This is a genomic window from Flavobacterium segetis (assembly GCF_900129575.1).
Classification (GTDB): Bacteria; Bacteroidota; Bacteroidia; order Flavobacteriales; family Flavobacteriaceae; genus Flavobacterium; species Flavobacterium segetis.
Genome location: NZ_FQWE01000015.1, coordinates 1 through 14,467, shown reverse-complemented (window position 1 = coordinate 14,467; position 14,467 = coordinate 1). Strand labels below are relative to the sequence as shown.

The 14,467-nt window shown below is 34.1% G+C and carries 10 protein-coding genes; 8 read left to right on the top strand and 2 right to left on the bottom strand.

What is annotated here, in order from left to right:
- Positions 1-326: 326 nt before the first annotated feature.
- Complete coding sequence (locus BUA99_RS14560; protein WP_072994011.1) at positions 327-2,189, top strand: ABC-F family ATP-binding cassette domain-containing protein; 1,863 nt, start codon at positions 327-329, stop codon at positions 2,187-2,189.
- Between the two features lie 197 nt (positions 2,190-2,386).
- Here BUA99_RS14560 and BUA99_RS14555 read toward each other — a convergent pair whose 3' ends face one another.
- Positions 2,387-3,940 carry an SDR family NAD(P)-dependent oxidoreductase gene (locus BUA99_RS14555; protein ID WP_072994009.1) on the bottom strand — a complete coding sequence of 518 codons (1,554 nt, stop codon included), beginning with the start codon at positions 3,938-3,940 and terminating at the stop codon, positions 2,387-2,389.
- Between the two features lie 166 nt (positions 3,941-4,106).
- On the opposite strand from BUA99_RS14555, the gene BUA99_RS14550 reads away from it, so the two are divergent.
- Positions 4,107-4,886: an O-methyltransferase gene (locus BUA99_RS14550; protein WP_072994007.1), complete on the top strand. Its 780-nt coding sequence runs from the start codon at positions 4,107-4,109 to the stop codon at positions 4,884-4,886.
- Between the two features lie 56 nt (positions 4,887-4,942).
- Here the strand turns inward: BUA99_RS14550 and BUA99_RS14545 are convergent, their stop codons facing one another.
- A complete protein-coding gene (locus BUA99_RS14545) occupies positions 4,943-5,611 on the bottom strand; it encodes a DUF6565 domain-containing protein (protein ID WP_072994005.1) in 669 nt (222 codons plus the stop codon).
- Between the two features lie 488 nt (positions 5,612-6,099).
- Between BUA99_RS14545 and BUA99_RS14540 the strand changes: the two genes are divergently transcribed.
- The 6 genes from BUA99_RS14540 to BUA99_RS14515 all read left to right on the top strand — a co-directional run bounded on the left by BUA99_RS14540 (position 6,100) and on the right by BUA99_RS14515 (position 14,352).
- Positions 6,100-6,786: an ABC transporter ATP-binding protein gene (locus BUA99_RS14540; protein WP_072994003.1), complete on the top strand. Its 687-nt coding sequence runs from the start codon at positions 6,100-6,102 to the stop codon at positions 6,784-6,786.
- A gap of 147 nt (positions 6,787-6,933) precedes the next feature.
- On the top strand, positions 6,934-7,791 hold the full coding sequence (locus BUA99_RS14535; RefSeq protein WP_072994001.1) for an ATP-grasp domain-containing protein: 858 nt from the start codon (positions 6,934-6,936) through the stop codon (positions 7,789-7,791).
- A 34-nt stretch (positions 7,792-7,825) separates the two neighbouring features.
- Positions 7,826-8,395, top strand: a complete 570-nt coding sequence (locus BUA99_RS14530) for a cob(I)yrinic acid a,c-diamide adenosyltransferase (RefSeq protein WP_072993999.1) — start codon at positions 7,826-7,828, stop codon at positions 8,393-8,395.
- Positions 8,396-8,557: 162 nt separating this feature from the next.
- The gene (locus tag BUA99_RS14525) at positions 8,558-8,779 is read left to right on the top strand and encodes a DUF2795 domain-containing protein (protein ID WP_007138072.1); all 222 of its coding nucleotides are present in this window, start codon (positions 8,558-8,560) and stop codon (positions 8,777-8,779) included.
- 86 nt (positions 8,780-8,865) lie between these two features.
- On the top strand, positions 8,866-12,207 hold the full coding sequence (secA, locus tag BUA99_RS14520) for a preprotein translocase subunit SecA (RefSeq protein ID WP_072993996.1): 3,342 nt from the start codon (positions 8,866-8,868) through the stop codon (positions 12,205-12,207).
- 435 nt (positions 12,208-12,642) lie between these two features.
- On the top strand, positions 12,643-14,352 hold the full coding sequence (locus tag BUA99_RS14515; RefSeq protein WP_072993992.1) for an AIPR family protein: 1,710 nt from the start codon (positions 12,643-12,645) through the stop codon (positions 14,350-14,352).
- Positions 14,353-14,467 lie beyond the last annotated feature (115 nt).

Here is a 14,467-nt window from a genome sequence, read left to right as displayed (position 1 = left end):
AGTTAAGTATTTCATATATTTCTATTCAAAGCAAAGATATGAGCCCGGCACTAAATATAATAGAGCCCATAACCGAAAAGGTAATGGGCTCTATTATATTTAGGGAAACGCCCAGAGTAAAAAGCAATAAATATGACAGGTTCAAATATACCAGCTTGGTTCCTATATAGTTTTCAATTAGAAATAATAGGAGACAGTCGAGAAATTAAAGCAGTTTTAGATTCATTTTAAAAAAAGCAGGCTAAGATGTTTACAAAAAACCACATTAAAATAAACAATTCGCTATTAGTCATTTAATAGCTTACTTTTGCAAAAAAATCAGCATTGTGAATTATTTATCTGTCGAAAACATATCCAAGTCTTTTGGAGAAAGAACACTTTTTGAAAACATTTCTTTTGGTATTAATAAAGACCAAAAAATTGCCTTTATAGCCAAAAATGGCTCTGGTAAAACTACAATTATGAGTATCATTAATGGTTTAGAAGAATCAGATACTGGTCAAGTAGTTTTAAGAAAAGGTATTAGAATGGCTTTTTTATCTCAAAGCAACAATCTACAAGAAGAATTAACTATTGAGGAAAGCATTTTTGCTTCAGACAATGAGATACTGAAAGTGATTGAAGCCTATGAAAAAGCATTAGAAAATCCTGAAGATGAAGACGCCTATCAAAAAGCTTTTGACGGTATGGATCAGCACAATGCATGGGATTTTGAAACCCAGTATAAACAAATTTTATTTAAACTGAAGTTGGAAGACTTTAAACTGAAAGTTAAAAATCTTTCAGGTGGACAAAAAAAACGTTTATCACTGGCTATCATTTTGATCAATCGTCCTGACCTACTTATATTAGATGAACCTACGAATCACCTAGATTTAGAAATGATCGAATGGTTAGAAAGTTATTTTGCTAAAGAAAACATTACCTTGTTTATGGTTACCCACGACCGTTTCTTCTTAGAACGCGTTTGTAATGAAATCATTGAACTTGACAATGGGAAATTATATAGCTATAAAGGAAATTACTCGTATTATTTAGAGAAAAAAGAGGAACGCATCGCCTCTGAAAATGCGAGTGTGGACAAAGCTCAAAACTTATTTGTAAAAGAATTAGAATGGATGCGACGCCAGCCAAAAGCGAGAACGACTAAGTCTAAATCGCGTCAAGATGATTTTTACGACATAAAGGAAAAAGCACAAAGTCGCCGTCGCGAGAATAAAGTAGAGCTTGAAATAAATATGGAGCGTATGGGAAGCAAGATTATTGAGCTTCACAAAATCTCTAAAAAATTCAAGGATCACGTGATCATGGACAACTTTAGTTTTGACTTTCAACCGGGAGAACGCATTGGAATCATTGGTAAAAACGGAACTGGGAAATCGACTTTCTTAAATTTATTGACGGGAGTTTTGCCTCTTGATAGTGGAAAAGTAGTAATTGGCGAAACTATAAAATTAGGTTATTATACGCAAAGCGGAATTAACCCAAAACCGGGGCAGCGAGTAATTGATGTTATTAAGGAATACGGAGAATTTATTCCTTTAATGAAAGGGAAGTTGATTTCGGCTTCACAATTGCTGGAGCGTTTCCTTTTTGATGCTAAAAAACAATACGATTTTGTTGATAGATTAAGCGGCGGTGAATTGAAACGGTTGTATTTGTGTACGGTTTTAATTCAGAATCCGAACTTCTTAATTCTCGATGAGCCTACTAATGACTTAGATATTATGACTTTGAACGTACTGGAAAGCTTTCTTTTGGACTATCCAGGTTGTCTTTTAGTAGTATCGCATGACCGTTATTTTATGGATAAAATTGTGGATCACTTATTTATTTTTAGAGGACAAGGAGTCGTAGAAAATTTCCCTGGAAACTATTCTGATTTTAGAGCCTATGAAGATAGTTCAGATGTCGCTCAAAAAGAAGAAAACAAGGCGGACAAAAAAGACTGGAAGCAAAACAATCCAACTGGAAACCTAACTTTCAACGAGCAAAAAGAATATCAGAAAACAGAGAAAGAAATTAAAGAATTGGAAGCTCAAAAAATTTCAATTGAACAACTTTTTGCGGAAGGAAAAGTAGCTGACGATAGCATCGAAAAGAAAGCAAATGAATTGCAAAATATCATTAATAAAATTGAAAGTAAAGAAGAACGCTGGTTTGAATTGAGCGCTAAAATGGAAGGATAAATTCCTCTAATCTCGCCATGGCAGGTGAATAAAAAATATTGTTATAATCCCCTAACACTTTAGCGGTAACGTTTATCGTTATGGGGTTTTATTTTATAAAAAAGTTGACAATATAGAAGTGAGCAGTAGCTCTAAATAAAAAAAACCACAACAAAATCTAATTCTGTTGTGGTTTTTTTGTTTTAAAATTCAATTTCCTACCAAGGAATCGGGTTGTAATCTTTTAAGAATTTACCGCACCAATGTTTTCCTGTATTAATACCGTCAAATAAAGGATCCATTACTCGGGCAGCTCCATCAACAATATCTAATGGTGGCTGAAAATCCTGCTCTTCTTGTTTCTTTTTGGCTAATTCTGCTGGATCTTCATCGGTTACCCAACCCGTGTCTACGGCATTCATGAAGATTCCAACTTTGGCTAATTCTCCCGCCGCTGTGTGCGTGAGCATATTTAGCGCAGCTTTAGCCATATTAGTATGTGGATGTCTCGCTTCTTTAAAAAAACGATGAAACTTCCCTTCCATTGCCGAAACATTTATAATATGTTTTTGTCCCGTATTGTCTTTTTTCATCACTTCTGAAAGTCGATTGCACAAAACAAAAGGAGCTACGGAGTTTACTAATTGCACTTCAATCATTTCAGTAGTTTCTATTTGTCCTAATTTCAAACGCCAGCTATTCGTTTTTCTCAAATCCACTTGCTGCAAGTCGGCATCTAGCTCTCCTTCTGGGAAAACTTCGTTTGCCACTAATGCATTATCAAACGAATAGGGAATTTGAGATAATTTGGCAGAAGCCCGCAAACCAATTCCGGGTTCTGGTCCATGCCAAGTTACTGGCATATTTTGATTAGAAGAAGCTCCAGAAGTCAACATTTTTAATTCATCTAAACAATTCGTATGATCTAACAATAGTTCTTGTGCTTGTTTCGGTAAATCAGACAACATGCGTTCTTCATTCTCCATTAAATGGGTATAAAAACCAGCAGGACGCCTCACAGTTTGAGCAGCATTATTAATTAAAATATCCAATCGATCGTATTTTTGCTCAATAAAGTTACAAAAGATTTCGACACTTGGAATATGTCGTAGATCTAATCCATGAATTTTTAATCGCTCACCCCAATCCATAAAATCAGGTTCTTTAGAAAAACGTAAAGCCGAATCTACCGGAAAACGAGTGGTTGCAATAACCGTTGCTCCACTGCGCAAAAGCATTAGAGTAATATGATATCCAATTTTTAGGCGAGAACCAGTAATAACTGCTACTTGCCCTTTAACATCAGCAGTTTGAAAACGTTTAGCGTAATTAAAATCGCCACAATCGGTACACATTGTGTCGTAAAAATGATGCATTCTAGTAAGTGGTATTTTACATACGTAACAGTTTCTAGGTGTTTCTAGTTCTAATTGCTCTTTACTATTAAGTTCAGTGAAAGCTAATAATTTTGGTGCTACAAAAATACTTGCCTCACGTGCGTACCTAATTCCAGTTTCTTTACGTGCGGTTTTATCTTGCTTTTCTTTTTTGCGTTTAGCTACTAATTTTCCATCTTTTTTTCGTCGAGAAAGTTCATCGCGATCTGGTCTGGAAAACTGTCCAGCCGCTTTTAAGAGCGCTGTTCTTTGCTCTTTTTCTATGTCAAATATTTGATCGGTATCTAAATTGAGTTGGGCCAAAATGGCGATACATTTATCAATTTCAGCTGAAGTTATTGCAATTGTAGGTGAAATATCATCTAAGGAAGTCATACGAGCTAGAATTTTTCGTGATTTATTTTTAAAAGTCGCAAATGTAGTGTTTCTTATTTAAGTGTTTTAATGACTAAAATCGTCACATTAAAACCAAGTACGTATTGTAGAGGCTCTATCACTTTTTTGTATCTTCGCTCCTATTTTATCAAATCTTCACGCTTTTATGTTTTTCCAAATAAAATCCTATCTCACGTTTCTTTGGCATTCCAAAAACGAGCATGCGGTTCATTCACCGTTTGTTTTTAATTTAATTACTAAATGCTTTTATAACAAGCAATCAAAACCTGAATATAAGCTTTTAAAAACCTACAGAAATATACTTTTACAGAATAGAAGTACCATTGATGTTAGTGATTTTGGTGCAGGCTCGAAGGTTTTTAAATCTACTAATCGATCAGTTTTAAAGATTGCTAAAACGGCAGGAACTAGTTATAAAAGAGCTAAATTACTATTTAGAATTACAAATTATTTCCAATCAGCGAAAATTTTAGAATTAGGCACTTCTTTAGGATTAGCAACAGTTGCCCTTTCATTAGGAAATAAAAACGCTAAAATCACCTCACTTGAAGGTTGCAAAAATACAATGGATGTTGCCAAAGTGAATTTGGATAAAATTTGTTATCCAAACGTTGAACTTATCGCAACTGAATTTGGAGATTTCATCACTGAAACAAATTTAAATTCTAAAATATTCGATCTCATTTACTTTGACGGAAATCATCAGAAACAAGCTACTTTAGATTACTTTGATCAATTAATAGCAACTATAACTAATGATACAGTTTGGATATTTGATGATATTCATTGGTCAGCAGCAATGGAAGAAACTTGGAAAATCATTCAAGGACATTCTAAAGTGACTGTCACTATTGATACCTATCAGTGGGGATTTGTATTTTTTAGACGTGAACAACCAAAAGAACATTTTATACTAAGAGTTTAAACAAAAAAATGGCAGTCATCACTGACTGCCATTTAAAAATTTAATCTAAATTTTGACTATTGTTTTGCATCTTTCATTTCCTCTGATTTTGCTCCCATTCTATTTAGCGTGTACATTGGAGCAAATTTAATTTTCAAACCTGCAATTTTTCTATTATCCTCTGATGAAAGACCTTCTTTTTCAACCGTATTTTTACGACTGTCTAATGCTTCGTACATTAATTTAATTTCATCCCAATCTTCACGAGAATATTTATCCTTATTATCCTCCACTGTATGAATGAATTGTTGATAAACTTCATGAATATTGTTTGCCTTTACCCAACTAAAATTCATGTCATCTCCTATTTTTCCTTCACCAAATAATGAATTTCTCATTTTTTGCTTACTACTAGGTTGCGCTGCAGCATCTGCCATTTTTTTTGCTTCAACTTTAGCTTTCAAAGCTTCATATTTAGCTTTAGTTGCATCAAGTTTTGCTTGTGCTTCGGCATTGTCTTTAATATCTACAAGAGCGGCATTAGCTTCATCAGATCGCATTTGATAGGAAGACTCTATGCCATCCCATTCTTGCGAAGCATCATTTTCATTAAGTGTACTAACTGAATCTACATAAACAACATACGAATCTACTTTTTTTTCCGCTTGTTCCGCTTTTTCATCTTTACAAGATGCAAACCCAATAGCAATGATTGCTAATCCTAAAACTAATTTTGTGTTTTTCATAATTTTGATTTTAATAATTATCAAACAAATGTAAAATGAATTATAATATTTTCAACATACATCCAATAATTATACAATTAATCACTTTAATTGTGAAATAAGCCATAAATATGTCATATTCCGTAATATTTTATATTAATTCTATAATTTCTCTTTTCAACATATCAGGATAGTTATTTTAGGATTTAAAGATTAAAAAGCGACAATTTTAATACTCACCGCTACTACATTATAGAACATTAGTCTACTTAAAATAAGTTAGGAAAATTTTGTTATCTCGCTTTCTAATTTATTAATGGAGCTTTTTCGTTATTCTTTAAAAAATTATATTCATTTTTATTTTGTTATAAGTTCCAAATTTAACCTCTCTATCACTGTAACAAATTTTAAAAACTACTACTTATCAATAGTTCAAAAGTTTTTGTACTTTTAAAATCTTAATTAATAGTAGCCAGAGTAAAATCGAAGGATACAAATCATATAATCTAATGGCAAACCCGCTAATAAATATTACGAATATCAAAAGAGATTTTGTCCTAGGAAATGAGATCGTTTACGTTCTTAAAGGCATCGACTTACAAATAAATAAAGGAGAATATGTAGCTTTAATGGGACCTTCAGGATCTGGAAAATCTACATTAATGAATTTATTGGGATGTTTAGACACACCAACATCTGGAAATTATATCTTGAATGGCAAGGACGTTAGCAAGATGAAAGATGATGAACTAGCCGAAATTAGAAATAAAGAAATAGGTTTTGTTTTTCAAACTTTCAACCTTTTACCGCGAACAACTGCGCTTGACAATGTAGCGCTACCCATGATTTATGCTGGTTTTTCTAAAACAGAGCGCAATAAGAGAGCAACAGAGGTATTAGATCAAGTAAATCTTTCTGACAGAATGGATCACCAACCCAACCAACTTTCGGGAGGACAACGTCAGCGTGTTGCCATTGCTCGTGCTTTGGTTAATAAACCCTCGATAATACTGGCTGATGAACCCACTGGAAACTTAGATAGTAAAACTTCTCTTGAAATCATGAAACTCTTTGGAGACATCCACGCTAACGGAAATACGGTAATTCTGGTAACGCACGAGGAAGAAATTGCCGCTTATGCACATAGAATTATTCGCTTGCGAGATGGTGTGATAGAAAGCGATACTACAAAATAGTTTTTCTTGGAGCTATTCCGGCTATTCGCTTATATCTTTTTCAAGCCATTCTTCCTTCGTCTGAATGGCTTGAAAAAGGATATCACTTCTATCCGGGCTAGGAAACACGAAATAACACACGTTTAAACAGCTATAGAATATCTCAAAATGAAAATTGGAATCCTAACTTGCGCTAAACTTCCCGATCTCAATCCCGAAGACCAACAAATTATTCCAGAATTAGTTAAATACAATATAGAAGCTAAAGCAGTTATCTGGAGTGACAAAACTATCATTTGGACAAGCTTTGACTACCTAATTTTCAGGAACACTTGGGACTATTTTGAACAAGAAACCGAGTTTAACCTTTGGCTTGACCATATCGAAAAGCTAGAAATAAAAACGCTGAATCCCATTCAAGTAATAAAAAAGAACATTCACAAATTTTATTTACGAGAATTAGAATTAAAAGAAATTGCAATTTTACCTACTGTTTTTATCGATAAAACAAATGAATTAAATCTTAGCAAAATAATCCCTCAACATTGGAAAAAAGCAGTTATTAAACCAGCTTTTTCGGCGGGCTCCTACCTTACAGAAGTTTTTGACATAAAAGATATTGAAGCAATCAATACAAGATTTGCATCAATTGCTAAAGACAAAGAACTGCTTTTGCAAGAATTTGCGTCTCAAATCCAGTCAATTGGCGAAACATCATTTATCTTTTTTAATAAACAATTCTCTCATGCTGTCAATAAAAAACCGTTAGATGGAGATTTTAGAGTTCAATCGTTATTTGGAGGAAAATATTCTTTGGTTCATCCCAATCAAAAATTAATTCTGCAAGCACAAAAAGTTATAGATACTTTTCAAGCGGAACTTTTATACGCTCGAGTCGACGGAATTATAATCGATGAAACACTTCATTTAATGGAAATTGAATGTATAGAACCTGATTTATATTTCAAATTAAGTGAAAATTCTTTGCAACGCTTTGTTGCAGAAATAGTAAAATTAATAACCTAAATTTGTTCTCTTTTACAAATCAATTACAGCAACGATGAAAGTATATACTAAAACGGGAGACAAAGGGACGACAGCACTTTTTGGTGGAACGCGAGTGCCAAAAGACCATGCACGAATAGAAAGTTATGGAACTGTAGATGAATTAAATTCACATATTGGATTAATTCGGGATCAGGATATGAATGCGCATTATAAAGAAATTTTGATTGAAATTCAAGATCGACTATTTACCGTAGGAGCAATTCTAGCAACTCCCCCAGATAAAGAAGTTAAAAAAAATGGAGAACTTCGATTGAAGAACTTAGGGATTATAGATACTGATATTGAATTATTAGAAAATGAAATTGACGCAATGGAAGAAGCACTTCCGCCAATGACTCATTTTGTTCTTCCTGGCGGACATACAACGGTGTCATATTGTCATATTGCGCGCTGCGTTTGTCGCCGTGCAGAACGTTTAGCAGTACATTTAAGTCATAACGAACCTGTGGCTGAAATTGCAATTCAATACCTAAACCGACTTTCTGACTACCTTTTTGTGTTGGCACGGAAGTTGTCCCACGATCTCAAAGCGGATGAAGTACAATGGATTCCAAGAAAGTAGCTCGAGATTATTAGTGCTTAGTTTACAACTAAAAACTGAACACTTGATAATGAAAAGTAAACACTAAAATAAACGTTCTTAACTTTACGTAAAAATAAATCATTTTTAACTTGTATTTTTCAGTAAAAATTTTATTTTTGCACAAAACTAAATCGACAGCAAATGTATTGGACATTAGAACTAGCATCCTACCTTAGTGATGCACCGTGGCCTGCTAACAAAGACGAACTTATTGACTACGCTATTAGAGCAGGAGCTCCATTAGAAGTGGTAGAAAACCTTCAATCTATAGAGGACGAAGGCGAAATATATGAATCAATGGAAGAAATATGGCCAGATTATCCTACTGACGAAGATTATCTTTGGAATGAGGATGAATATTAAAAAGTAAATCAATTAAAAAGTCTCACAAGAGACTTTTTTTTGGTTTAAAGTAGCAAAATTAGATAAATTAGAAATAAAAATAGATCATGAGTTTCCTAAATAGTATTATTAAAGTTTTTGTGGGCGATAAGTCGCAAAAAGATGTCAAAGCATTACAACCCTATCTTAATAAAATTAAGACTTTTGAGCAACCATTAATGTCATTATCTCATGATGAACTGAGAGGTCGAACGGCTTATTTTAAAGATAAGATAAAGCAAGATCGTTCTGATAAAGACGCTAAGATTGCTGCTATAAAACTACAAGTAGAGGGAACCCTTGACATTGATCAAAGAGAAGATCTATATATTGCTATTGATGCTCTTGAAAAAGAGGCGTATGATGTTTCTGAAAAAACATTATTGGAAATTCTTCCAGAAGCTTTTGCAGTTGTAAAAGAAACAGCGAGACGTTTTAAAGACAATTCGCAAATTACGGTTACAGCAACTGCTAAAGATCGTGAACTTTCTGGATTAAAAAGTTACATTACCCTAGACGGTGATAATTCTGTTTGGTCAAATTCATGGAGTGCTGCAGGAAAAGAAATTACTTGGGATATGATTCACTATGACGTACAATTAATTGGCGGAATGGTGCTTCATGAAGGAAAAGTAGCAGAGATGCAAACGGGTGAAGGAAAAACATTAGTGGCAACTTTACCGCTGTACTTGAATGCACTAACGGGAAATGGAGTGCATTTAGTAACTGTGAATGATTACTTAGCAAAAAGAGATAGCACGTGGAAAGCACCTTTATTCGAATTTCATGGTATGACCGTGGAATGTATAGATAACTACCAACCTAATTCTGACGAAAGAAGGAAAGCGTATGATGCTGATATCACTTACGGAACCAATAATGAATTTGGCTTTGACTACTTGAGAGATAATATGGCACATTCGCCAAATGATTTAGTGCAAAGAAAACACAACTACGCAATTGTCGATGAAGTCGATTCGGTTTTAATTGACGATGCAAGAACTCCATTGATTATTTCTGGTCCAGTTCCGCAGGGAGACCGTCACGAATTCATGGAAATGAAACCAAAAATAGAAAATCTTGTTGCACTGCAACGTCAGCTTGCTAATGGATTTTTATCAGAAGCTAAAAAATTAATAAAAGAGGGAAACACGAAAGAAGGTGGATTTCAATTATTAAGAGCCTACAGAGCTTTACCAAAAAACAAAGCGTTAATCAAGTTTTTGAGTGAGGAAGGAATTAAACAATTACTTCAGAAAACGGAGAACCAATATATGCAGGATAACAAAAGAGATATGCACAAGATTGATGAGGCATTGTATTTTGTTATTGAAGAAAAAAATAATCAAGTAGAATTGTCTGACCACGGGATACAATATCTTTCTGGTGACACCGACTCCGAGTTTTTTGTACTTCCAGATATTGGAACAGAAATAGCTGCAATCGAGAAGAAAAAATTAGACAAAGATACTGAGGCAGAAGAAAAAGAAAAACTATTCCAAGATTTCAGAATAAAAAGCGAGCGTATTCATACGTTGACGCAACTTTTAAAAGCATACGCATTGTTTGAAAAAGATGTAGAATATGTGATCATGGATAACAAAATCATGATTGTTGATGAGCAAACAGGTCGTATCATGGATGGCCGTCGGTACTCTGACGGATTACACCAAGCGATTGAAGCCAAAGAAAATGTAAAAATTGAAGCAGCAACCCAAACATTTGCGACAGTTACTTTACAGAATTACTTTAGAATGTACAACAAACTAGGCGGAATGACAGGAACTGCTGTTACTGAAGCAGGTGAGTTATGGACTATATATAAATTGGACGTAGTAGAAATTCCTACTAACAGACCAATGGCCCGATTAGACAAAGAAGATTTTATTTATAAAACAACTCGCGAAAAGTTTAATGCAGTTATTGAAGATGTAAGCGAATTGTCTAAAGCAGGAAGACCAGTGCTTATTGGTACGACTTCGGTAGAGATTTCTGAATTATTGAGCCGAATGTTGAAAATGCGAGGTGTAAATCACAACGTATTGAATGCAAAAATGCACAAACAAGAAGCGCAAATCGTTGAAGAAGCAGGAAAACCAGGAGTAGTTACTATTGCAACAAACATGGCTGGTCGTGGTACCGATATTAAATTATCGGCCGAAGTAAAAGCAGCAGGTGGATTAGCCATTGTAGGTACTGAGCGTCATGACTCTCGTCGTGTCGATCGCCAGTTGCGTGGTCGTGCAGGACGTCAAGGAGATCCTGGTAGTTCACAGTTTTACGTTTCTCTTGAAGATAACTTAATGCGTTTATTTGGTTCTGAGAGAGTAGCTAAAGTAATGGACAGAATGGGATTAGAAGAAGGAGAAGTGATTCAGCACTCGATGATGACAAAATCTATTGAGCGTGCGCAGAAAAAAGTTGAAGAAAACAATTTTGGTGTTCGTAAGCGTTTATTAGAATATGATGATGTCATGAATGCACAACGTGAGGTAATTTACAAACGTCGTCGTCACGCTTTGTTTGGAGAACGTTTAAAACTAGACATTGCTAATATGCTTTATGATACTTGTGAAGTTATCATAGGTCAAAACAAAGCAGTTTCTGACTTCAAAAATTTTGAATTTGAATTGATACGCTATTTCTCTATCACCTCACCTGTGACAGAAAGTGAGTTTGCTAAGTTAAACGAAATGGAACTGACTGGAAAAGTATATAAGGCAACCTTAGAATACTACACCGAAAAAACAGCCAGAAGTGCTAGAGAAGCATTTCCTATTATACAAACAGTTTACGAAGACAAGAAAAATCAATTTGAACGCATTGTTGTTCCGTTTACGGATGGAATAAAATCATTGAATGTGGTGACCGACTTAAAAATGGCTTACGATACTAAAGGAGCCCAGCTCGTTGCTGATTTTGAGAAAAACATCACATTAGCCATTGTAGATGAAGCGTGGAAAAAACACTTACGCAAAATGGACGAATTGAAACAATCAGTTCAACTTGCCGTTCACGAGCAAAAAGATCCATTGCTTATTTATAAATTAGAAGCTTTCAATTTATTTAGAGCTATGATTGATAATGTCAACAAGGAAGTAATTTCTTTCTTGTTTAAAGGGGATTTGCCAGCTCAAGAAAATCAACAAATTCAAGAAGCAGTTGATGTTGCGCCAAGGGAAGATTACGAACTCAATAAAGACGAGATTGTGAGCAGTGAAGGGGCAAATCGTGAAGCGGGACAAACGCAACAACGTACCATTACTGAAACGATCACGAGAGACATGCCAAAAATCAATCGCAATGATACCGTTAGTCTTCAAAACGTGGCTAACGGACAAATACAAGAAATGAAATATAAAAAAGCCGAAAGCTTAATCGCTTCAGGACAATGGGTATTAGTGAACTAATTCCTTTTAGTATATGATAATAGAAACTCCACTGCGCAAGTAGTGGAGTTTTTTTATGCTCTTTTTTTTAGGAGCCACTCCTGCCCTACGCTACAAAGCATTGGTCACCAACCCTTTTTCTAGGTGCTGGCAGGAGCTTCTTCCAGTCGCTCTGCAACCACCAGAAAAAAGCGGTTGGCTACCGGCATGCGTTTTTCACTACGGTCAGGGCTAAAGATTTTGTGTGATTAGTTCGTTTAGGGTTACTCAGAAACTATCAAAAAAACATAAAACTAATAAAAAGTCCTTTGGAGGATTTGTAAAGAATTATTTATATATTTGAAAAGCAATAAAGCGAAACAAACCTTCGCCAATCTACCCATATTTGGGTGGATATACGAAGGTTTGTTTCGCCTATATACTAGTTACCAGATATTTTAAAAAAAAAACGAAATAATGACATTAAGACAACAAATAGTTCAAGACCATATTGATAATACAGCTACTAAACTTGGTGTGACAGCCGACAATGCTTTTTTGGTTTTTGCTCATTCTATTTTTACTGATAGTAGTATTCATTCTTTTGACCAAAACGATAATGTTGATGGTGGACAAGACAAACAGATTGATGCTATTACAATTGAGGATAATTCTGATGAAGCTACAATCTACATAACTCAAATTAAAAACGAAGATACTTTTTCTTCAAATTGTATAATTCAAATTCGTAATGGTTTACAATGGCTATTTGAAAAACGACAAATTGACATTAATACTCTTTCTAATATAAAGTTCAAAGACCGAATAAAAGATTATAGAACTTTACAATCATCATTAGGTCCTTCAAATATTAATGTAAAAGTTGCATATATCACAAAAGGTAAAAACATTGACTTATCTGCTGAAGCTAAACAAGAGATAAAAACAATCACTGATACTTATGACAACGGAACTTTTGCGAATTTTACTTTTGAAACAATTGGAGCAGATGAAATAGTTGATATTTTAAACTCGCAAGAGAAAAAAAACAAAAAAATTGATTGTGAAGTAAAAATCATTTATGACACTAACAATCCTTCACTCATTAAATATCACAGTAAAGGACTTAAAGGAATAATTTGCTCAACAACTGCCTCCGAAATTGCTCAAATAGTAAATAAAGATGTTAATGGTTTTGTATTTGATTTAAACATCAGAAAATATTTAGGCAAACTTGGTGGAGTAAATAAAGACATAATAAATACTTGTACGGATATTAATTTAAGTCCATTATTTTGGTTCCTAAATAATGGAGTGACTATAATTTGTGATAAAGTCGACCCAGTAACAGACCCTGATGACCCAAAAGTTAAAATTGAAAATATGCAAATCGTTAACGGATGCCAAACTGCAACAAGTCTTGCAAACGCATTTAAAGACGGTCATCTTCAACCAGACACAAGGCTTCTTCTAAGAATATATGAAACAAATGATTTAGACTTGGTTGATAAAATTGTTTTGACAACTAACAATCAAAATAAAATAACAGGACGAAATTTAAGAGCAAATGACATCACACAACTTGACTTAGAAAAAGGTTTTAAGATGTTTGATTTTTACTTAGAGCGAAAACCAAGACAATATGAAAATACTCTAATTTCAAAAGACAACATAATTCCAAATGAAAATGTAGCAGTTTCATATTTAGCATTAGTATTAAAAAAGCCATCTGATTCAAGAAGTAGAAAATATAAAGTATGGAATGAATATTACGATAAAATCTTTTCAGGAACTGACATTATCGAACCCTATTTATTATCAGTACTAATTCACAGAAAAGTTTCAGAATATTTATTAACCAATTTTTCGACAAATAATGATGATACTATTCGTTATTTATCTAAAAATGCTTCATTCCATATTTCCAGAATTTCTTCATTTCTATGGCGTGGTGGAGATAATTGGACAAATACAGCGAATTTAAAACAAGAGATTACTACTTATATTGGTAATCAGACAATTCTTGATACGCATATTTCTAAGGCAATTGTAATTCTTAGCAATATTGTTAAAAGTAATCCAAAGTATGTTGCTGACTTAAATAATTCATTAAAATCTGCTGACATAGATAATGAAATTAGTAAAGAATTGCACACTAATCATAAACCGAGCAATACCGCACCTTGATGAGAAAAAAAACATCTGGTAATCGAGTAGACGGCTCCGCCAGAAACTGACGGAGTGCGCCTCTCACACCACCGTACGTACGGGTCTCGTATACGGCGGTTCGCAAAGTGATGGG

Coding starts and splice junctions, on each gene's coding strand:
- BUA99_RS14555 (WP_072994009.1), bottom strand. CDS start 3,940: ATGACTTCCTTAGATGATATTTCACCTACAATTGCAATAACTTCAGCT.
- BUA99_RS14550 (WP_072994007.1), top strand. CDS start 4,107: ATGTTTTTCCAAATAAAATCCTATCTCACGTTTCTTTGGCATTCCAAA.
- BUA99_RS14545 (WP_072994005.1), bottom strand. CDS start 5,611: ATGAAAAACACAAAATTAGTTTTAGGATTAGCAATCATTGCTATTGGG.
- BUA99_RS14540 (WP_072994003.1), top strand. CDS start 6,100: ATGGCAAACCCGCTAATAAATATTACGAATATCAAAAGAGATTTTGTC.
- BUA99_RS14535 (WP_072994001.1), top strand. CDS start 6,934: ATGAAAATTGGAATCCTAACTTGCGCTAAACTTCCCGATCTCAATCCC.
- BUA99_RS14530 (WP_072993999.1), top strand. CDS start 7,826: ATGAAAGTATATACTAAAACGGGAGACAAAGGGACGACAGCACTTTTT.
- BUA99_RS14525 (WP_007138072.1), top strand. CDS start 8,558: ATGTATTGGACATTAGAACTAGCATCCTACCTTAGTGATGCACCGTGG.
- secA (WP_072993996.1), top strand. CDS start 8,866: ATGAGTTTCCTAAATAGTATTATTAAAGTTTTTGTGGGCGATAAGTCG.
- BUA99_RS14515 (WP_072993992.1), top strand. CDS start 12,643: ATGACATTAAGACAACAAATAGTTCAAGACCATATTGATAATACAGCT.